This window comes from Desmospora activa DSM 45169 (genome assembly GCF_003046315.1).
Lineage (GTDB): Bacteria > Bacillota > Bacilli > Thermoactinomycetales > DSM-45169 > Desmospora > Desmospora activa.
This window is the reverse complement of sequence record NZ_PZZP01000002.1, coordinates 1-20266: the sequence shown is the minus strand read 5'-3', so window position 1 is coordinate 20266 and position 20266 is coordinate 1. Positions and strand designations below refer to the sequence as shown.

The window sequence follows — 20266 nt, the reverse complement described above, 5'->3', positions numbered from 1 at the left end:
AAGTTGGACGATGGATATAATTGGATTTCCTTAATTAAACCGTGAAAGGATCGAAACATGCTGACCAATCTTCCATATATCATAGCGGCAACTGGTGCAAGTATTTTTGCATTGGGGTTTGGGCTGTTGATTGAGAAAACGAAGCTGATGAAAAAAGCACATGATATAAACGTATCCTTCTGGAGCTCGTTTCTGGTGATGGCTGTTGGATCAGCATTATTCTTTTTGGGTCATTACGGATAATGGTTGTTGAGAGGTGAAAAATGCAAAAGGTGATCATGGTTGTTATCCTTATTTTTTGTATCTTATTTCTGATGCTTAGTGTGTCAAGTTATATCTTCTCTTTGGAAATCCCTCGCTATATCCAAAGCTTTCGCGAATGGTTCTATGTTTTGATCGGGCTATATATTATTTTTGTCATTGTGAGACAGAGATAAAAAAAGGGGTAACCGGATCACCTAACGATATCAATTAGCATGTACATGACAGGTGGAGGTATGTTAGTGGACGAGGGAAAGCCGATTATCATCCCATCGTAATCGTATGGTACATCGTCTACACAATGACCTGGTCTTCTATTGTCATCTGGATGGTAGGGGGATGGTTGGGATGGTGGGAGGAGACTCCGATTACCGATGGGATCATTGTTGTAGGAACGATGGGGATTGTTGTATGGATGAACGAAAAAAGAAAAGGAGTCTTACGTGAGAGCTGGATCTATAATCGACTCCTGTATCCATTTGCATATCTGCTGGAAAAGGTCGTCATTCGAATCAGCTCAACCTTAACCAAAAAACCCTGTCGCCTATTGGCGCAGGGCTTTGTGTATCTTTACTACCTGGCAACCAGCATCTTCACTGATCTGCATTTTCATTGGATCTCCTATTGAAGCAGTTCCAAGCCGTTCTCCCTTTCGTACAGGTCGGAACTTACTCAACACGGATTCTCCTCGAACTTCACTCTAATCGCCGACACACCTTAGTCACGATCCGCCTTCTCCTCTTCCTCCCCCGGCTGATTCACCATATGGGCGGCGGTAAAGTAGAATCGGCTCCATATTTCGTCTCGCAGTTCTCCTTCGATGTTTGCGTCGTCCAAGGCGGCGGACATACAGCGCAGCCAAGCCTCCGCCCGCTCCGGTGTAATTGGGAAGGGAAGATGACGGGCCCGCAGGCGGGGGTGGCCGTGGATGTGGCTGTATAAGGGTGGCCCTCCAAAAAATTGCGTTAAAAATTGATACTGTCTCTCCATCACCGGCTGGATATCGGCGGGGAAAAGCGGGGCCAACAGCGGATCTTGTTGTACCCGCGGATAAAAAGCTTCCACAATTGTGCGGATGGTTTTGTCCCCACCCATACGCTCATATAAAGTGGTGGTCGGATCCATCGTTTCACCTCCAGTCAAATTTGGGAAAAGGCGGTTTCCACGGCTTGGAGGGTGTGATCAATATCATTATCGGAGTGGGCCGTGGTTAAAAACCAGGCTTCATATTTGGATGGAGCAAGGTATACCCCCTGCTTCAGCATAGCCTGGAAAAAGCGGCCAAATTGTTCGCTGTCGGCAGCCTTAGCCCCTTCATAATCGGTGACCGGCTGATCGGTAAAGTAGAGGGTGAGGGCACCACGTGTCCGGTTTAATTGAAATGGAATATCGGCTTGTTTTCCGATGGTGCGGATACCGTTTTCCAAGCGCTCCCCTTTGCGATCCAGCTCCTCATAAACACCGGGTTGTTTTAACACTTCGAGGCAAGCGATTCCCGCTGAGATGGATAAGGGGTTTCCCGCCATCGTTCCCGCTTGGTAGGTGGGGCCCATGGGAGCCACCTGTTCCATGATGTCCCGTCTGCCTCCGTAGGCACCGATGGGCAGGCCTCCGCCGATGATTTTGCCGAGGGCGGTTAAATCCGGTTCTACGCCGTACCGGGTTTGTACCCCGCCATAATGAAAACGGAAGGCGGTAATTACTTCATCATAGATCACCAAGGCGCCGGCAGCATGGGCCAGTCGGTTGACCGCCTCTAAAAAGCCCGGTTTCGGCTCTACAATGCCAAAGTTGCCGACCAGGGGTTCCACCAACACCGCTGCCGTTTGCTCTCCCCAGCGTTCTAGCGCATGTTTTAAGGATTCTTCATCATTGAAGGGAACGGTGATCACTTCACTGGCCAAGCTCTGGGGAATGCCGGCACTGTCGGGGGTTCCCAGGGTGGAAGGACCGGAACCGGCTGCTACCAGTACCAGATCGGAATGACCATGGTAACATCCGGCGAATTTGATGATTTTATCCCTACCGGTGTAGGCACGGGCCAAGCGGATGGTGCTCATTACCGCTTCGGTACCGCTGTTGACAAAACGGAGCTGTTCACAGGATGGAATCGCATCCCGCAACATACGTCCAAAATGGACTTCTTTTTCCGTCGGGGTACCGTATAAAACGCCATCGGCCGCCGCTTGCTGAATGGCAGCGGTGACATGGGGGTGAGCATGCCCGAGGATAATGGGACCAAAGGCGGCCAGGTAATCGATATAGCGATTCCCATCCTCATCCCAGAAATACGCCCCTTGTGCCCGTTTCATAAACAAAGGGTGGTCTAAACTGACGGCTTTAAACGAGCGGGACGGACTGTTCACCCCTCCTACAATGATATCAAGTGCTTCTCTATGTAAAGCGGCTGAACGAGTATCGATCATAAAAGTTCCTCCTTCACTTTCATCCGATGCTGATACTTATTCTAGCGGGGAAGCAGGGGGGAGAGCAAGGAGGGAGGGAAGTAATCGATCCCATAGGGATCATTACTTATCGACAATTTCACTGATTTGTATAATAATCAATGGGTAGGTGTTATGCAGACTTTTCTTAAAATCCCTATTAAATGGATTATATTTACAAAAAAGGAATGGGAAATATGTCTTCTTTCGCTCATTTATTTGCCCGTGTTGGAATCGGTTCTGCCAGTGTGGATACACGGTTGGAGAAGTCCTCGTATGAACAGGGAGAGTGTGTACGCGGAGAAGTGGTGATTTCAGGAGGAAAAGTGGCACAGGAGATCGAGGGGATCGATCTGTATCTGATTGTCACGGAACGAACAGAGGAAGGGACTAAGCATCATCAATGGGCGAAGTTTCGATTGACAGAACCCCTGCAAATCGAATCGGGGGAAATAAAGAACATTCCCTTCACTTTCCAAATGCCTCTGGATACCCCTGTATCGGGAGGGGCGTTTCGTACCTATTTGCAAACCGGCTTAGACGTTGACAGCGCCGTAGACCCCCAAGATCGAGATCATATCGAGGTGCGTTTCCATCGGAAAAACTTGGCCGTATATCATGCACTCCTACACTTGGGTTTCCGTGAAGTAAAAGACGATGGAGAAGAGGCGTGGAAATACGGGATCAACCGTCGTCTGCGTGTCCAAGAAATCGAGTTTCGCCCTGGACAGCAATTTCGTGGAACCCTGGATGAACTGGAGATGACTTTTACTGAAGAAGATGGTAAACCGGTGGCTCTATTGCTGGTGGATCGAAGAGCGCGCAACCTGATGGGGATCATAGAGGAACAACTGGGAGTGGACGATCGGCTGATTCGTTTTGCAGTAAAAGAGGAAGAAGCGGTACAGGCGGAAAATCCGCCAACATCCTTGACACAGCGGCTGTGGGAAAAGATCCGAGAACAAACCGGATAAAAATGCTTAAAACCCTTCTCAAACACGCTGTGGAATGGGAAGGGTTTTTCTTTTTATATGGATTTTCCATCCCTTAACGTTCGCGATTCACGGGTAGCATGTCCCGCGTAGATGTGTCATGCTAGTTGTGAGGACGGTATGAACGGGCTAAAAAGGGGGGGACAAACGTTGATCCATATCGTCAGTGGGGATGTTTGGGGAGAGCGGTTGCGCAATTGGCGTCACATCGATGGTGAAGTGTTTGTGTGGCGGGAGATGATGGATTTTGGTCCCCTATCGCCAAACTGGTCTCTGAATGAACAGATTCGGCAGCGCGCTCTCTTTTTTGAGGAGCGTATCGGGGTGCCACGGGAGCAGATGGAGATGGTTTGCCGCTACCAAGAGCAACGACTGGAGCGCATTCCGCCTCTTACTCCCGTTGTGCTGTGGTTTGATACGGACCGTTTTGATCAATTGTTGCTTCTCTATTTGTCGTCTCGCATTCGAAATCAAGGGTTACAATCCGTTTCCCTAGTGGAAGTGCCAGAGGTGGCAACCGTGACCGAGGAGCAACTGGACCGGTTGTGGGAAGAGAGAATACCGATTGGCGACGGGGAGTTGGAGCGGGCAGAACATGCATGGAAAGCGTTGATTTCGCCAACACCCTACAGTGTTTGGCGATGGCTGCGGGAAGAACCGGCTTTGTTTCATCTTCACCGTGCCTTTCGCTCTCATCTGGATTATCTTCCATCGGTTGATAATGGTTTAAACAAGATAGAAGAACAGGCTTTGCAGTTGGTGGAACAAGGGTGTGACAGATTTGAACTCTTGTTTCAGGAAGTGAGTGCCCACCGTTTACAGGATGGGTTGACCGATGTCCACTTTGCCGCTATTCTGAACGAGTTGGCAACGCCAAAAGGACACCCATTGCTTTATATGGAAAGGGAAGCGTTCCAGCGGGATCAAGCGCCTACTGAGGGTCCCCTACACCTGACTCTTGAAGGGAAAGCCGTTTTGGCAGGGGAGGCGGATCGGTTGGATGTTGCGGGGATTGACTGGTGGCTGGGCGGCGTTCATTTAGTGGATGGAAGCTGGCGGTTGGATACGGCAGGAAAGCCGGTGCAGTGGAAGGCTTAAATAAATGCCATCCGTAGCTGGGATATCCATTTAGTTGGGCACCGGCAGCAATTATTCTGTAATCCCGCGGAATCTGTCTGTACGCTTGTGAAAGCCTGTGGTATTCTGAAAATGATGTTCTTTGAGCAATCATATGGAAATCGGAATGGTTGAAATAGAAAAGTGGGGGAGAGGACGTTGTCGTTTTTTACAGTGGGGGAAATATACCGGGACCAATACCAGATTGAAACCGTCGAACCCTTTTTTCAGGGAGAGTGGGCAACGGCGACGGTGGGTGGAGAGAAGGTCTACCTGCAACACACCCAACTGCAAAAGCCGGCGCCACCTCGAGCGATCCAGCAGTACCTTTCTCTGCGAAATCATCCGCACATCCTTCCTTACACGCAGGTCTTTTCAGAGGAGCGCTCATTGGTTTTTATCCGTCCTTATGTACCGTACCGAGAACGGTTGCATAAAACTTTATCTCGCGGTGGAGTAGAAGAGGATACGATTTTGGAATGGGTGCGCACCTTGTTTCCGGTGGAAGGCGTATTAAAAGAAAAACCGTTACGAATGTACACCATTCTACATCCCGCCAATATTGCGATGACAGAAGACGGTCAGTTACAGGTGCTTTTCTGTGGGGTTGAGGGGCGTACCCTGCCGAACCCCGAGATCGATTGGGGTAATTTGTTATATATGATGTTTGGCGGCCAGATGCTGGATGAGCCGATTAAGAAGCTACCGTCTGATGCCAATTTTCCTAAGGAGTTGCACCGGTTTATACAACGGAGCTTCAACCGGCAGGCGAACTATGTTTCCTCCCAATTGGATGCTTATGTGAAGCGTCGGGATTCGGGTGGGTTGTTTGATGACTTATTGAAGTCGTTCAGAAAAGGGAAACCCTCTTCTTCGCCATCTGCGGGGAGAAAAACGCCAGTTCAACCGGCTCCATCACAACCGAAACCAAAGGATCCGCTGAAATCAGAGGAACAATTGCAACCAAAGGAGTCTTCTCCATCGGCGAAACCGCCCCAACAGCCAAAACCATCTCAACCACCGTCCCCTTCCTCCGATCTACATAATCGTCCCTCAACGGTGCTAAAGCTGCGACTTGAGGAAGCTCGCAAGGCGAAGAGGGAAGCGCTGGAGCAAGAAGGACGTCAGCTAAAAAAAGAACTGGACAAGCTTGGTGTAACAGGGAGGCTTGATCTGGACCCGTTGGAACGGGAGATACGGGCACAGGATGGACGTCGTGAAAAGGAAGAAGCAGATCGGTTGGAGCGGGAAGCGGCGGAACGGACGGAAGCGGAACGACGTGCACGTGAAGCGGCAGCACGGGCAGAAACGGAACAGCGTGCCCGCGAAGAAGCGGAGCGCCAAGCCCGGATAGAAGCGGAGCGGATTGAACGCGAACGACAGGAGCGTGAAGCGGCAGCACGGGCAGAAGCGGAACGACGTGCACGGGAAGAGGCTGAACGGGCGGAAACGGAACAGCGTGCCCGCGAAGAAGCGGAGCGCCAAGCCCGGTTAGAAGCGGAGCGGATTGCACGCGAACGACAGGAGCGTGAAGCGGCAGCACGGGCGGAAGCGGAACGACGTGCACGGGAAGAGGCTGAACGGGCGGAAACGGAACAGCGTGCCCGCGAAGAAGCGGAGCGCCAAGCCCGGTTAGAAGCGGAGCGGATTGCACGCGAACGACAGGAGCGTGAAGCGGCAGCACGGGCGGAAACGGAACGGCGTGCCCGCGAAGAAGCGGAGCGCCAAGCCCGGTTAGAAGCGGAGCGAATTGAACGCGAGCGGTTGGAGCGTGAAGCGGCAGCACGGGCGAAAGCGGAACGACGTGCGCAGGAAGAGGCGGAGCGCCAAGCCCGGTTAGAAGCAGGTCGAATTGAACGCGAGCGGCAAGAACGCGAAGAGGCTGAACGGGCGGAAACGGAACAGCGTGCCCGCGAAGAAGCAGAGCGCCAAGCCCGGATAGAAGCGGAGCGGATTGAACGCGAGCGGTTGGAGCGTGAAGCGGCGGTACGAGCGGAAGCGGAACGACGTGCGCGCGAAGAAGCGGAGCGCCAAGCCCGGTTAGAAGCGGAGCGAATTGAACGCGAGCGGTTGGAGCGTGAAGCGGCGGTACGAGCGGAAGCGGAACGACGTGCGCAGGAAGAGGCGGAGCGCCAAGCCCGGATAGAAGCGGAGCGGATTGAGCGCGAGCGGTTGGAACGGGAAGAGGCAGCACAGGCGGAAACGGAACAGCGTACCCGCGAAGAAGCGGAGCGAATTGAACGCGAGCGGCAAGAACGCGAAGAGGCTGAACAGGCGGAAGCAGAACGGCGCGCCCAAGAAGAGGCGGAGCGCCAAGCCCGGTTAGAAGCAGATCGAATTGAACGCGAGCGGTTGGAGCGTGAAGCGGCTGAACGGGCGGAAGCGGAACGGCGCGCACAAGAGAAAGCCGAGCGTCAAGCGCAGGAAGAAGCCGAGCGCCGTGCGCAAGAAGAAGCCGAGCAGCAACGGAAAGAACAAGAAGTGTGGGCGAGGCGGCGCCGATTGGAAAGGGAACGCCAAGCGCATGATGATATTGCACGCCAGTTGGTGGAATATGTTAAGCATGTGTTCAATCGTTAATCCAAAGGGAAAATAAGAGAGACTGTTCCCTTTGGAGGTGTTTTTATGAGTGAGAAATTCCGTGTTCAACGGGATTCGATGGGGGAAGTAAAGATCCCTCGATCGATGTATTATGGAGCGCAAACGCAACGGGCGCTAGAAAATTTTCCAATTAGCGGCCTACGCCTTCCGCGTTCATTTATCCGCGCCCAGGGGATTGTAAAAGCATCTGCTGCCCGGGCTAATGAGGTTTGTGGTGATCTGGATGCTAACATTACTCGTGCGATTGTACAGGCGGCAGAGGAAGTGATAGCTGGCCAGTGGGATGATCATTTTGTGGTGGATGTATACCAGGCGGGGGCTGGTACTTCCCAAAACATGAACGCCAACGAAGTGATTGCCAATCGTGCGGTGGAGCTGTTGGGAGGACGAGTGGGCGAGACGGAACGCGTTCATCCCAACGACCATGTCAACCGCGGACAGTCCACCAACGATACGATTCATGTCGCCATGAACATTGCTGCCGCCGAAATGCTTCATCACCGCTTGTTCCCTGCTGCCAACGGCTTGATTCAGGAAATCGAAGGGAAAGCAGCAGCTTTTGATTCGATTGTGAAACCGGGACGAACGCATCTACAGGATGCGGTTCCGCTGCGTGTCGGCCAGGAACTGTCCGCTTATGCGCAGTCACTGCGCGACGCTTTAGAGGGGATTCGCGATGGTTTCCCGCTGTTATATCAAATTGGCTTGGGAGGAAACGCAGTGGGAACCGGCATTAACACTCCCGCCGGCTATGCCGCTCAAGCGGTGCAAGAGGTAGCACAACGAACCAGTCTTCCATTTCGGGAGCCGGACAACCGTTTTTCCTTTATGCAAAATACGGGGGCGGCGATCAAAATTCATGCTGCTCTCAAGGGGCTAGCCGTTCACTTGGATAAATTGGCCAGCGATTTGCGGCTTTTAAGCTCTGGTCCGCGCACCGGTTTTGCTGAGCTAAAATTACCGGCTGTTCAACCCGGTTCTTCCATTATGCCGGGAAAAGTAAATCCCGTGATGGCAGAAATGATGAATATGGTGGCGGTTCAGGTGATCGGAAACGATGCGGCGATTACCGCAGCAGGTACCCGGGCCCAATTGGAGCTCAATGTGATGATGCCGGTGATTGCCCACAATTTACTCCAATCGATCGAGATCCTGACAGAGGCGATGCACGCCTTGCGGGAACGGTGTGTCGCCGGTTTGGAAGTGGATGAAGAACGATGTCGCAAATTGGTTGAACAATCACTGGCATTGGCGACAGCCTTAAATCCATCACTGGGGTATGACCGGGCGGCAGAGATCGCCAAAAAAGCTTATACAGAGGGAAAAACCTTACGTCAAGTGGTAGTGGAAGAAGGGCTTCTCAGCCAGGAAGAAGCGGATCGGGTGTTGGATCCCGAAAACATGATTCCATGAGTAAGCCAGGATGAGCAGATACGTTCCACGATCAGGGATGGGAGTCCGTTTCCCATCTCTTCCTATTCAGGAGGTGAAAAAGGATGTTTAACAAAGCATTAGCCAGCTTGGGAGTAGGGGCTGCCAAAGTGGACACCCGCCTGGAAACATCCCAATTCCAACCGGGAGATACGGTTAGGGGGGAAGTGTTGATTCGGGGTGGTCATGTGGACCAGCGAGTTGATGATATTTATTTGTACTTAATGGTTCATTATTTAAAAAACGATAAAAAGATCGCCTATGTCTTGGAAGAGTTCAAGTTGAGCGAATCCTTCTCGATTCAAGCAAGAGAGTATCAGATTATTCCTTTTCAAATTCGACTACCGTATCATACACCCATGTCTTGTGGGCGATTTCCTATCTACTTAAAAACAGGCTTAGAAATGAAGTTGTCCGTAGATCCAACTGACCTGGATCGGATTGAGGTATTTCCTCATCGCACGGTGGAAAAGATTTTAGGCGAAATGGAACGATCGGGCTTCATTATGTACCAGGTATACAATGAGTTTTCACAGCAGTGTAAGCAACTTCCGTTTCTGCAGATTTTTCAGTTTCGGCCAGCGGAGCGTTATCACGGCTACTTGGACGAAATGAACCTGTTTTTTGATGTAGACAGCCATGAAGTTCACATGGATGTAGAAATCGTACGGGGCTCTCGTAAAATGATGACCTCATTCAGCTGGCAGTTGGAAGATCCCGACGGTACTCTTACCTATGATCATGATAATCAACACGATCCCGTCAGCAGCCCTGTTGATACGATTCAATCATTGCTGAAATAATCTTGCTGCGGGGAGGGACACAAGATGTCTATGTTTAACAAGGTGTTGGCCCGATTTGGCGTCGGCAACGCCACAGTGGACACCCGCCTCAAGCAGACTCGACATCGACAGGGCAGTCTGATTGAAGGGGAGGTCCACATTCAGGGCGGACAAGTGGATCAAGTTGTAGATGAGATTTATTTGTTTTTGGTTGTCTTGTATCACCATGAAAATTCACAACATGAGTATGTGATGGAGGAATTTCGGCTTTCTGAGGTAATCACGATTGGTCCGGCTGAATCCAAAGTGATTCCCTTTGAGATTCAACTGCCACAAGATACGCCGCTGACCACGAGCGGGTGTCCGATCTACCTGAAAACGGGGTTGGATATCGCGATGGCGGTAAATCCGGATGATACCGACGGAATCGAGGTTATTCCTCATCACAATCTGGAACAAGTTTTAAAGGTGATTGAGCGAATCGGTTTTCAGTTGGTTAGCATTGAGTTTGAATTTGAGAAATATTTTTCTCGCCATCCATTTATTCAGGTGTTCCGGTTTGAACCAAGCGGTGATCTGAGCAGCAAATTAAATATGATGGATGCGGTCTTTTATGTCGGCGAAGAAGAAATGGAAATCATCCTACTCCTGGATCGCCGTGCCACCGATCTTTTGGGTTCCCTGGAAGAAGCGCTTGATTTGGATAAACGGAGTCTCCGACTTCAAGTGACGAAAGAGGATTTGGAAAATGACGGAGCCGGAGTCGAGGATAAATTGTTTGATTTAATTGATGAGCATTCAGAGTAAACTGGTATAGAGAAGCGGATGGATGACAAACACAAACGACTTTCCATGGTCGGTTTGGCAGCAGACGCAAAGTTTTTAGGCAGCAGATGATCTGCTGCCTTGCATCTTTTCCTTATGCTTTTTATGATGGGGTAGAAGTGAACTGGAATATGGATTTTAACAGGTGTAGCCTTTTGTGACGGGAGTGATGAAATTCGTGCGATTAAAAAATAAGACGGCTATTGTCACCGGTGCGAGCCGAGGAATCGGAAAAGCGATCGCGGTCTCTTTTGCGAAGGAAGGGGCGGATCTGTTATTGGTGGGTCGAACGCAACAAGATCTGGAAGCGGTGAAGGAAAATATCGCAAAATGGGGGCGCAAAGCGGTTGTTTTCCCTGCTGACGTCACCCGTGAAGCCGATGTGGAGGCGGCGGTAAGCCGCGCGCTGGATGAGTTCGGTAAGGTGGATATTTTGGTGAACAACGCCGGTATCGGCAGCTTTAAATCGATTCTGGATATCTCGTTACAGGAATGGGAGACCGTGATCCGAATCAATTTGACGGGAAGTTTTCTGTTTTCTAAGGCCGTATTGGACTCCATGATCAATCGGGGGCAGGGGCAGATTATCAATATCTCTTCGGATGTCGGTACTCGCACCATTCCCAAAGGAACCGCATACTGTGCCAGCAAATTCGGCCTTGAAGGGTTAAACGGCGCTTTGGCCAAAGAGGCGCGAAAGTTGGGTGTGCGCGTGGGAATTATCCGACCGGGGATGACAGACACCTATTTTAACGATAGTGAACAAGGAGCTCCGGAAAAAGAAGGATGGTTAAAGGCGGAGGATGTGGCTGAAGCGGCCCTTTACATGGCTTCAGCGCCGCGACATGTGGTGGTGGATGAATTGGTGGTACATCCTGTGATCCAAGAGTATTGATAATAAGGGAGTTAGGTAGAGTCTGGCGGCTTTTCACCTCCAAGGTTATTGCCGTCACCCGTTTGATCTAGATCCGAAGGGCTCTCATCTTCGATGGGGAGGGTATCGCCCGGTTTCAACTCCCCTAATTCCATATTGGCCTTTCCCTCGCGATGCATGGATTCAATCAATCTTTCCAGCCCTTGCCCATCCCCGTGGGTAGTCAGCCCGATATTGAGAGTGCCACTTAAGGTCTGAATGCTTAACTCTTGAATTTTATATTCCAACCGTTCGATGGTAACGGGTTGCAGAGATTCAATTTGCTTTTTTAACTCAGTATTTTCTTGCCGTAGACGTTCCATCTCCTGTTCCATTCGGTTAAGCCGATCCCACAGGTGCTCGATAATCATTGCATCTCACCTCCCGTCACCCACCTATCCCCAGTATATGGTGACAACTGACCGAGGCATAACCTCGAAGGGTAAGCTTGTCGCAAAAAAGCAGGGGATTTTGTGAGAAAGCTGCTGTAAAGAGTGACCCTTGCCAGGGCGGATGCATATCTTTATGGGAGAGAGCTTGCGGTCGGAAAGGAGAAGCTCCCATGGACCCTCATCAACAGTTTTCCAAGTGGAGCCGTTTGGCCCGGCAATTTTTAGGGGAAGATTTTTGGGCTGATATGGGGGAGACTTTTCCCGCTGAAAAAGAGGGGGGACCTCCGGTCGATGTATACCATGGAAATGATGACGTCTTGGTCAGGATCGAGTTGCCAGGTATTCAGGATCTTTCACAAGTGGTATTACGAGTAGAGGGTAGAACACTGTGGGTCAGGGGGGAGATTCCCTCTCGACAAACATACTATCAGATGGTGAAGCGAGAATGTAGATCCGGGGCTTTTGAACGAAAGGTAGATTTGGGCGTAGCCGTTGAACGCAGTCAGCACCGTGCCCGTTATCGCCGCGGTATTATCGAGCTTTTGCTCAAAAAGGATCGGGATGCTCCCACCGAATCCCCTTCGATTCGTGTTACCGAATACTGAAGGACAATCACACCGTCTAGGCTAACCACATAGGATAGGTTAGATCTTGGGCGGCGGGAGGATCGGCGGATGGGGACAATTAACAATATATTTAATTTGAAAATCCACAGTGTTTCCAGCGCAGGGTCCGTCAATTTTGGAAATACCGTTAACATCGGAGCCGAGAGTAATTCCAAATCCTTGGGTGGATCGTCACCCATCGGGGATTTTGCCAGAAATATCGACTTAGAGCAAAACCAAGCCATCGACCCGGACATCATCGACCAAGTCTGAGAGTGGGTGGATTTGGATGGAGATATCGATTAAAACGCAAAGCATTGAAGTAAGTGCAGTATCCGGCGGCGGTTCCATCAATATCGGAAACACGTTGAACATGTTGATGAGACAGGAAGTGCCGCCATCGCCTCAACCCGGTGATCAGCTTCCCCCCGATCGTGGAACACCAACACCTCCTCCACAGGAAGGGATGGAACTCCAGCCACCACCAGGAACACCCCCACGTGAAGGAATGGAAGCCCAGCCACCACCAGGAACGCCTCCACGTGAAGGAATGGAAGCCCAGCCTCCTCTAGGAATCCCTCCCCAAGCTCCCGATGATCCCATCGGTCAGCGAGCAGATAAAAAATCCGATAATCCAACTTTTTATCCACTGATACCCGACCGGACCGTTGTCGGAATGCCCTTTTATCGCCTCACTTAGTTGAGGTGTTTTTTATTGATCAGTTTAGGCGGTTCATCTTTAAATACGTCGATATGGAATTTGTCGATTATATAACCGGGAAAGGAAATAAACCGGGAGAAATTGAGCAAGATGTCGCTTCTATCAATAAAGCCCGTCAATGGAACGATCATTTTAAAGATTTGCACGAGCCGCCTCCAGATAATCTAAAAGGTTTCCAAGGTAATTGACAAACGAATTGTGAGGCGGTCGGGGTGGTTATCCGTTTCCGTTCCGTCTTTCGCTGTCCCCAGCCAGAGGCCAAGAAAAGTATGTGGCCTAAACGGTTGGATCCACTGAATACTCCCTGGATAGCCGTTAAAAGAGAGACCAGGGAATAGAGTGACCTTGACGAAACTTGTGTTTTCGTGCAAAAGAGGATACACCGAAAGCCAGCCATCGCCTTGTAGCAAAAAAAACGGAGATCATCTCGATCTCCGTTTTTGCGTCCCTTTATATTTTGTTCCAAAATACCACATCTTCAAGCGGGAGCCTTACCGTTGGGTGAGCTGGCGCTGCTGCTTTCCCAATCGCAATTAGCATAATGCTACGGTAATCCGAAGGAATGTTAAACGCTTCGATGAATTTCTCCTTGTCATATCCGCCCATCGGCACCGTATCATACCCTCTTGCCCGTGCGATCAGCATCAGCTGCATCGAGATAAGACCGGCATCGATATCGACAATGCTTGCTTTTCGATCCTCGTCCATGTTGGCGTATAGTTGCTCCGCAGTTTGGATGAAACGCTGCTTTAACTCTTCCGTCATGTACCCGGCTTTTTGTGACAATGTGTAGATTTTCTCGCCTTTCTCGTACCATTTCATGTCGCCAAGTACAGCGATAACAGCGGATGCTTGCAGTACCTGCTCCTGATTGTATGCGATCGGGTGCAAATCCTTGAGCAGTTCAGGCTCATCAATCACAAGAAATCGCCATGGCTGCAGGTTGCTGGAAGAGGGCGCAAGTGTGGCCTCCTTCAATATTTCTGCCATCTCTTCTCTTGAAATCTTTACGGATGGGTCATACGAACGAACTGAACCGCGTTCAGCCACTACCGTATGGAAATCCGGCTTTAACAGTGTAGACATGGTCCCGCTCCTTTTTATTTATTGCGCAAAATAATGCACAGTTTTTAATTGGGGTAAACTGTGGTGATTTATGCACAGTATAATTTAGACTTCATTTTATTGTCAACTCTTTTTGCATTTAGACTGAACGCTCTGAAACATCGGCAATCGTGTGGAATCGCAATACATTTAAAGTGCTCAATTCAATCTCAGACAAAATGTCGGAGAGGGATTGCTTGAATTGGTCCGCAAAGCAGTGCCCTACCGCCGCATCCATCATACTCTCACGGATGGAGTCATGAAGCTGCAGCGCCTTATACACATCTGCCAGTGTTATTTGATCCGCTTGCTTCTTAAGTCGGTAACCGCCGTCTCTTCCTTCACGCGATTCGATTAAGTTTTCCTGAGCGAGCGATTTTAAAATACGTCGGATCAAGGTTGACTCCAAATGAAGGTAGTTTGCCAGATCCCCACTGGAACACCTTCCAGAGTGACGCTCAAGCGCCACTAGGATTTGCACGGCGAGACTGAATGATTTATAGGTGGATGGGCAGGTCATCGCTGCTTTCTTGTTTGATGGATTATGGATGCTCATGATCCTCCCTCCTTCATAAGCCTTTCCCTAATTGTAATGCAATCCCTACATCAAGGCAAAGGAAGCCTCCCTGTTCAGCTACCCTCAAGACCAAGTTCCAGGTCCACTTTGTCAGCAATAAGAATTGTTTGCTCCTCTGTCGTGTTACAATATAGAAGGAAAGTAAGACAGGAGGTGGCTTTTGATGTTGCAAGAAGGAAACCCTGCACCGGATTTTACATTGTCCGCATCAAACGGGGAGAAGATCTCCCTATCGGATTACCGCGGCCAAAAGAATGTGGTTCTTTATTTTTATCCCAAAGACAATACACCGGGATGTACCGCTGAATCCTGCGATTTTCGAGATCGAAGTCAAGATTTTTCCGATTTGGACACCGTGATCATAGGAGTAAGCATGGATGATTTGGAGTCCCATCAGAAGTTTATTGACAAATACCAATTGCCGTTTTTGCTTTTGAGTGATCCCGAGGCAGAAGTGTGCCGCAAATATGAGGTTTATCAGGAAAAGAACATGTTTGGTAAGAAGAAATGGGGAATTGTTCGCTCCACCTTTATCATCGATAAAGAGGGGAAGTTGGCCCGGTCCTGGCGTAAGGTAAAAGTGGACGGGCATGTGGATGAAGCTCTATCATGGGTGCGGGAACATCTACAATAATGATCGGAGCAAATGAGCATCGGTTGGCGATAACAGCCTTGGGGTTGGGGAACTCCCCAACCCTTTCTTAATATATCGGCCAAGGAGGAGTGGAATGGAAGGAATCCATATGTATCAATTGCCGGAGTATTATGATTGGACTTCTGATGGCTTGGATGGGGATGTGGCGTATTATGCCGATTTAGCCATGGAAACTGGTGGGCCTGTCCTGGAGTTGGGGTGTGGCACCGGTCGTTGCACCCTTGGCATTGCCCGTCACGGGATTGAGGCAGTGGGTGTGGATCTAGAGATGCAAATGTTGAAAAAAGCGGAAGAAAAGGCGGAAGCATTGGATCTAACCCATTTGTGTAAATGGATACAGGGAGATATGAAAGAATTTCGGTTGGAGCGTCGTTTTCCTTTGATTATCATCCCCTATCGTTCCTTTCTCCATTTGATGAATACCCGGGAACAATTGGCGGCTTTGGGGTGTATCCGACAGCATTTAGAAGAAGGCGGGCGCTTTGCCATGAATGTATTTGTTCCTCATGTAGAGGAGTTGGTGGAAAGCGAAGATCGCCTGCTTCATCGGGGTACCTTTACCGTTCCCGGTAGCGGCGATATAGTGGAAGTAAGCGACCGAACACGATATAATCACTTTTATCAAACTGCTGAAGTGATCCGGTATTATGAACGATTTCATCCTGAGGGGAGATTGGTGGAGCGAATCCGGACTACTTTTTCTCTCCGTTATGTGTATCCGGTTGAATTGAATCATCTCTTGCGGTTGGCCGGTTTTGAGATAACCCACCGTTTCGGCGGCTTTCGGCGGGAGCCTTTTGGCCCATACAGCACTGAGTTGGTAATAGAGGCCAAAAAAAGAGGGATTACCGGGGAGGAAACAATATGACACTCATCGTCGCAACAGCCAAAATCGGTGAGAAGCACCGACAGCAATTGCACCATCATTTTCCCGGGGTGCGGTTTTTATTTTGTCACGATCGTGAACAAGCCCAAAAAGAAGGAACCCATGCGGATATTTTGGTAACCTTTGGCGGAGATGTGGATAAAGAATGGCTTACGTGTTTTCCTGCCCTGCGCTGGATTCACGTCCTCAGCGCAGGAGTGGAGTTGCTTCCCTTTGCCGCGTTGCGTCAAGCGGGAATTCGAGTCAGTAATTCCCGTGGAATTCACGCGGTTCCCATGGGTGAATACACTTTGGCGATGATGTTACAGTTGACTCGGCGGGGGCACGATTTATATAGGAGTCAACGGGAGAAGCACTGGGATCGAGACATCCGGGTTGGTGAGTTGGCAGGGAAAACCCTGGCGGTAATCGGCGCCGGCGCAATCGGTCAAGGCATCGCCAAACGGGCTCACGCCTTTGATATGCATGTTTGCGGCTTAAATACATCCGGGCATGCGGTGGAACATTTTGATCGTATGTTTGCCGCCGATCAGCGGGAAGAGCTGTTGACACAGGCGGATTTTGTGGTGGTAACGCTGCCGCTTACCGATCACACTCGCCGTTTTATCGGCGAGCGGGAATTACGTTTTATGAAGCGGGATGCCGTACTGATCAATATCGGCCGCGGGAGTGTCATCGATGAGAGTGCGCTGTTACAAGCATTGCGGGAGCGGCGTATCGGCGGTGCCGTCTTAGATGTATTTGAACAGGAGCCGTTGCCAGCAAACCATCCTTTTTGGGAGTTGGATAATCTCCTTCTCACCCCCCATGTGTCCGGTCGTTCTCCGTTGTATATGCAGCGGGCATTGGATATCTTTCAAGACAACCTTTCTCGTTATCTGAATGAAGAGACGGCATTGCAAAATGAAATTGACTTGGATCGAGGGTATTAGCTCGGTCTGTTGATTATTACGGAAGGGATTTTTAGTTCAAAAATCCCTTCCTCTACAGGTAGATAAAAAATAAAGAAAGGGGGCAAATCTCATGAAAAAAGCTGCACCAAAACCGAAACGAGTGCAAACGAATAAGATCTTACAGACATTGGCCGATCTATATCCGGATGCTCATTGTGAACTTCATTTCCGCAATCCTTTTGAATTGTTGATTGCCACCATCTTGTCAGCGCAATCGACGGATCGGCAGGTAAATATCGTCACGGAGAAACTGTTTGCCAAATATCCTACACCAGCGGATTTTCTCCCACTGAATGAAGATGAACTTGCCGAGGAAATTCGTGGATTGGGGCTGTATCGGAATAAAAGTAAAAACATCTTGGCAACCTGTCGAATACTGGTGCAGGAATACGGGGGAGTCGTTCCTTCAATACGATCACAACTGGAGGCGCTACCCGGTGTTGGTCGGAAGACGGCCAATGTGGTGCTGTCCAATGCCTTTGATGTACCGGCATTAGCAGTGGATACCCATGTGCAGCGGGTAGCCAACCGTTTGGCCATGGCCGACAGCGAGAACCCATTAGAAACTGAGCGTCAGTTGACCCGACGGGTACCGCGCAAAGATTGGACCTTGACCCATCACCGCCTTATCTGGCACGGTCGGCGGGTCTGCTCCGCACGTAATCCCAAGTGCGATCAGTGTGATCTTTTGCCCCTGTGTTGGTATGGAAAGAACCGCTGAGCGGGTGGACCCATTGACAAACGATAGCGAGGGGCAGTAGACTGTTTATATATATTCTAAAGAGAGAATCATTTTATTACAGGTGCCTGGCGGGATCACAGCGAGGTGGATGGCGATGGAAAAGAGCCGCATCAATCGGGCAGTAGAACAATTAAAAACAACGGGCGTTCGTATGACGCCGCAGCGATATGCGATTTTGGAGTATTTGCTGACATCCTTGGGCCATCCTACCGCCGACGATATCTATAAGGCGTTGGAGGATAAATTCCCTAATATGAGCGTGGCCACCGTTTACAATAACCTTCGTGTCTTCAAAGAAGCCGGTCTGGTGCGCGAACTCACTTATGGGGACGCATCCAGCCGTTTTGATGCCAATATGCATGAACATTACCATATCATCTGTCGAGAATGCGGGAAGATCGTGGATTTTGAATACCCTTCCCTCATTAAGGTGGAAGAAGAGGCAGCCAGAATGACCGGCTTTCAGGTTGAAAATCATCGCATGGAGATTTACGGTCGCTGTCGTTCATGTCAAGTGAACCACCAAGCGGTCGTCGCAAATACAAAATAAAACCGACTCCGCCCAGTAACGGGCGGAGTTTTTTAGCGGTCTTCATCAGAAGCGTATTTTGGATCAAAACTTAACCATGATTTACAGAACATACATTGATCAGTTTTTCCTAGAACTTTCGTGGTGCGTTTGCATTCCGGACACTCCACTTGCGCCGCTTGTGTGGATAACATCCCGACCCAGAAGTAGATGGCGACACTGCCGCCGATAAACAACATTCCTAACAAAATAAAGAGCAGCATGGCGGAGGGCCATAAGAATCCAAAATACATGACGCCGATTCCCAGGAAAATAAGCAATAGGGCAACCGTGCGGAATTTGTTGATTTTGCCGGCGAACATGAGGGTTCCTCCCTTCCGCTGACGCGATGGATAGAGTTTCCTAAGTATACCATAGAGGAAAAGTGTAAAATATGAAGCTTTGCCGAAAAATAAATAGGAAAAAGGTGGTTTGCAGGACTTTTGCTACCCTCGTCGAAGTGATGATAACAGCCTACGGTGATTGGCTGGAATGGACGCCAATCGATGGGGGATGAACGATGCGTGAACAGATTTATCCCGAATTAAAAAAGGAAATCGAGCTAAACTCCAATGCCGTCGGCGCGCTTATAATCCCGTCGCCACCGGCACATCTTACTGCTGTGGAACCGGTAGATCTGCTTTTATTTGTCCTAGTCAGGAAAACCCCGCAGCAAGCGACGGTATATCACTACCGGTCATGGCGAATTAAGACGGTCTGGGTTTCCTGGTCCTGTGCTTTCGCTTCCATCATAAACGGTGAACGGGGAGATTATGTGGAATGGATTTTACATGGAGAAATTTTATACGACCCGGAGCGAAAAGTGGAAGAATTGGCCACGATTGTTCAACGGTTTCCCACAGAATATCGTTCCAAAAAAATGTGTATTGAACTATGCAGCTTGCTGGAGGGATACCAGCGCAGCCGTTGGCATTTAAAGTTGGGGGAAGTGATGGATGCCTACCTCTCCATCCAGGAAACATTAAAACGGTGGGGAAGGCTGGCGGTGATGGAAGCGGGAGAGTTTCCGCGGCAGGATCTGTGGAATCAGATTCGGCGTCTGCAACCCGGTATCTATAAATGGTATCAGGAGTTGGCATCAGGCGGAGAATCGCCGGAACAGCGGATACGACTCGTGTTGTTAGCTGTGGAATATGCAGTTATATCCAAATTGGAGTGGTATGGGCGATACATCTTAAATCTGTTGCAACAGCAAAAGGAAATGTGGAGCCTAGGCGAGTTAAATGAACAGTTTGATGCTGAAAATATATCGATCGACCTCTCTTTGTTGATGGAGGAAATGGTGAAGCGGTCACTGGTGGAAGAGATTACACTGCAACAAGAAATGTTGACCGAAAAGCGTTATCGTTTGGTTGTCGCCGATGTTAGAGGGGTAAAAGAGTTATGAACCTCCTCACCTAATCCAGAACTTGATCGAAGTTGCGCAAGTATGTTCAATTAGCCTAAAACCAGGGGTTTTTCGGCCTCTAAAATTAGTTATCGTGATTCCTAAAAAAATGTGTTGACTTCGTTGGGATAGGGTGATATAGTATTCCTTGTCGCCACGAGAGAGCGGCACCTGCCCAAAGGCAGGGAAGAAATTAGCGTTCCTTGAAAACTGAAGAGCGAATGAACGACCCTGTTCAATTCTTATTATGAGCGTTTCAAGCTCTTTTTATGGAGAGTTTGATCCTGGCT

General features: G+C 49.7%; 25 protein-coding genes. 18 read left to right on the top strand and 7 right to left on the bottom strand.

Annotation, left to right across the window (positions count from 1 at the left end):
* The first annotated feature begins 57 nt into the window (after positions 1-57).
* Together C8J48_RS13415 and C8J48_RS18960 are read left to right on the top strand one after the other, a co-directional pair.
* The gene (locus tag C8J48_RS13415) at positions 58-243 is read left to right on the top strand and encodes a hypothetical protein (RefSeq protein ID WP_107727772.1); all 186 of its coding nucleotides are present in this window, start codon (positions 58-60) and stop codon (positions 241-243) included.
* Positions 244-604: 361 nt separating this feature from the next.
* Positions 605-889, top strand: coding sequence for a hypothetical protein (locus C8J48_RS18960; protein WP_211316647.1), 285 nt, complete (start codon positions 605-607; stop codon positions 887-889).
* A gap of 89 nt (positions 890-978) precedes the next feature.
* On the opposite strand, the gene C8J48_RS13410 is transcribed toward C8J48_RS18960, so the two are convergent.
* Both C8J48_RS13410 and C8J48_RS13405 read right to left on the bottom strand, forming a co-directional pair.
* A complete protein-coding gene (locus C8J48_RS13410) occupies positions 979-1386 on the bottom strand; it encodes a globin domain-containing protein (protein ID WP_107727771.1) in 408 nt (135 codons plus the stop codon).
* Positions 1387-1400: 14 nt separating this feature from the next.
* Entirely contained in the window at positions 1401-2687 is a 1287-nt protein-coding gene (locus C8J48_RS13405; protein ID WP_107727770.1) for a glutamate-1-semialdehyde 2,1-aminomutase, read from the bottom strand.
* Between the two features lie 215 nt (positions 2688-2902).
* Here C8J48_RS13405 and C8J48_RS13400 point away from each other — a divergent pair, with 215 nt between their 5' ends.
* The 7 genes from C8J48_RS13400 to C8J48_RS13370 all read left to right on the top strand — a co-directional run bounded on the left by C8J48_RS13400 (position 2903) and on the right by C8J48_RS13370 (position 11347).
* A complete protein-coding gene (locus C8J48_RS13400; protein WP_170105527.1) occupies positions 2903-3679 on the top strand; it encodes a sporulation protein in 777 nt (258 codons plus the stop codon).
* Between the two features lie 168 nt (positions 3680-3847).
* A complete protein-coding gene (locus C8J48_RS13395) occupies positions 3848-4795 on the top strand; it encodes a DUF1835 domain-containing protein (RefSeq protein WP_170105525.1) in 948 nt (315 codons plus the stop codon).
* Positions 4796-4972: 177 nt separating this feature from the next.
* Complete coding sequence (locus C8J48_RS13390; protein ID WP_107727767.1) at positions 4973-7393, top strand: hypothetical protein; 2421 nt, start codon at positions 4973-4975, stop codon at positions 7391-7393.
* 45 nt (positions 7394-7438) lie between these two features.
* Positions 7439-8827, top strand: coding sequence for a class II fumarate hydratase (locus C8J48_RS13385; protein ID WP_107727766.1), 1389 nt, complete (start codon positions 7439-7441; stop codon positions 8825-8827).
* 83 nt (positions 8828-8910) lie between these two features.
* Positions 8911-9648 carry a sporulation protein gene (locus C8J48_RS13380; protein ID WP_107727765.1) on the top strand — a complete coding sequence of 246 codons (738 nt, stop codon included), beginning with the start codon at positions 8911-8913 and terminating at the stop codon, positions 9646-9648.
* A 24-nt stretch (positions 9649-9672) separates the two neighbouring features.
* A complete protein-coding gene (locus C8J48_RS13375) occupies positions 9673-10434 on the top strand; it encodes a sporulation protein (RefSeq protein ID WP_107727764.1) in 762 nt (253 codons plus the stop codon).
* 196 nt (positions 10435-10630) lie between these two features.
* The gene (locus tag C8J48_RS13370; protein ID WP_245891228.1) at positions 10631-11347 is read left to right on the top strand and encodes an SDR family oxidoreductase; all 717 of its coding nucleotides are present in this window, start codon (positions 10631-10633) and stop codon (positions 11345-11347) included.
* An 11-nt stretch (positions 11348-11358) separates the two neighbouring features.
* Here the strand turns inward: C8J48_RS13370 and gerPC are convergent, their stop codons facing one another.
* Positions 11359-11736: a spore germination protein GerPC gene (gene gerPC / locus C8J48_RS13365; protein WP_107727763.1), complete on the bottom strand. Its 378-nt coding sequence runs from the start codon at positions 11734-11736 to the stop codon at positions 11359-11361.
* A 191-nt stretch (positions 11737-11927) separates the two neighbouring features.
* Here gerPC and C8J48_RS13360 point away from each other — a divergent pair, with 191 nt between their 5' ends.
* The 3 genes from C8J48_RS13360 (at position 11928) to C8J48_RS13350 (ending at position 13062) form a co-directional block, all read left to right on the top strand.
* A complete protein-coding gene (locus C8J48_RS13360) occupies positions 11928-12362 on the top strand; it encodes an Hsp20/alpha crystallin family protein (RefSeq protein WP_107727762.1) in 435 nt (144 codons plus the stop codon).
* A gap of 69 nt (positions 12363-12431) precedes the next feature.
* Positions 12432-12635 (top strand): spore germination protein, encoded by a 204-nt coding sequence (locus tag C8J48_RS13355; RefSeq protein WP_102177503.1) that lies wholly within the window; start codon positions 12432-12434, stop codon positions 12633-12635.
* Between the two features lie 16 nt (positions 12636-12651).
* Positions 12652-13062, top strand: a complete 411-nt coding sequence (locus tag C8J48_RS13350) for a hypothetical protein (protein ID WP_107727761.1) — start codon at positions 12652-12654, stop codon at positions 13060-13062.
* On the opposite strand, the gene C8J48_RS18805 is transcribed toward C8J48_RS13350, so the two are convergent.
* The 3 genes from C8J48_RS18805 to C8J48_RS13340 all read right to left on the bottom strand — a co-directional run bounded on the left by C8J48_RS18805 (position 13059) and on the right by C8J48_RS13340 (position 14743).
* Positions 13059-13229 carry a hypothetical protein gene (locus C8J48_RS18805; protein WP_170105522.1) on the bottom strand — a complete coding sequence of 57 codons (171 nt, stop codon included), beginning with the start codon at positions 13227-13229 and terminating at the stop codon, positions 13059-13061. The two genes, C8J48_RS13350 and C8J48_RS18805, sit on opposite strands and share 4 nt — an antisense overlap.
* Before the next feature lie 304 nt (positions 13230-13533).
* Positions 13534-14169: a nitroreductase family protein gene (locus C8J48_RS13345; RefSeq protein ID WP_107727760.1), complete on the bottom strand. Its 636-nt coding sequence runs from the start codon at positions 14167-14169 to the stop codon at positions 13534-13536.
* Positions 14170-14287: 118 nt separating this feature from the next.
* Entirely contained in the window at positions 14288-14743 is a 456-nt protein-coding gene (locus C8J48_RS13340) for an RrF2 family transcriptional regulator (RefSeq protein WP_107727759.1), read from the bottom strand.
* Between the two features lie 184 nt (positions 14744-14927).
* Here C8J48_RS13340 and bcp point away from each other — a divergent pair, with 184 nt between their 5' ends.
* From bcp to perR, 5 genes are all read left to right on the top strand, one after another.
* On the top strand, positions 14928-15398 hold the full coding sequence (gene bcp, locus C8J48_RS13335; RefSeq protein WP_107727758.1) for a thioredoxin-dependent thiol peroxidase: 471 nt from the start codon (positions 14928-14930) through the stop codon (positions 15396-15398).
* Between the two features lie 94 nt (positions 15399-15492).
* Positions 15493-16287 carry a class I SAM-dependent methyltransferase gene (locus C8J48_RS13330; protein WP_107727757.1) on the top strand — a complete coding sequence of 265 codons (795 nt, stop codon included), beginning with the start codon at positions 15493-15495 and terminating at the stop codon, positions 16285-16287.
* Positions 16284-17237 (top strand): D-2-hydroxyacid dehydrogenase, encoded by a 954-nt coding sequence (locus C8J48_RS13325; RefSeq protein WP_107727756.1) that lies wholly within the window; start codon positions 16284-16286, stop codon positions 17235-17237. Before C8J48_RS13330 ends, C8J48_RS13325 begins: the two co-directional genes overlap by 4 nt.
* A gap of 91 nt (positions 17238-17328) precedes the next feature.
* Positions 17329-17979, top strand: coding sequence for an endonuclease III (gene nth / locus C8J48_RS13320; protein ID WP_107727755.1), 651 nt, complete (start codon positions 17329-17331; stop codon positions 17977-17979).
* 109 nt (positions 17980-18088) lie between these two features.
* On the top strand, positions 18089-18550 hold the full coding sequence (perR, locus tag C8J48_RS13315; RefSeq protein WP_107727754.1) for a peroxide-responsive transcriptional repressor PerR: 462 nt from the start codon (positions 18089-18091) through the stop codon (positions 18548-18550).
* Between the two features lie 32 nt (positions 18551-18582).
* On the opposite strand, the gene C8J48_RS13310 is transcribed toward perR, so the two are convergent.
* Complete coding sequence (locus tag C8J48_RS13310) at positions 18583-18891, bottom strand: DUF2614 family zinc ribbon-containing protein (protein ID WP_107727753.1); 309 nt, start codon at positions 18889-18891, stop codon at positions 18583-18585.
* 197 nt (positions 18892-19088) lie between these two features.
* On the opposite strand from C8J48_RS13310, the gene C8J48_RS13305 reads away from it, so the two are divergent.
* A complete protein-coding gene (locus C8J48_RS13305) occupies positions 19089-19976 on the top strand; it encodes a nucleotidyltransferase-like protein (RefSeq protein WP_107727752.1) in 888 nt (295 codons plus the stop codon).
* Positions 19977-20266: the final 290 nt, after the last annotated feature.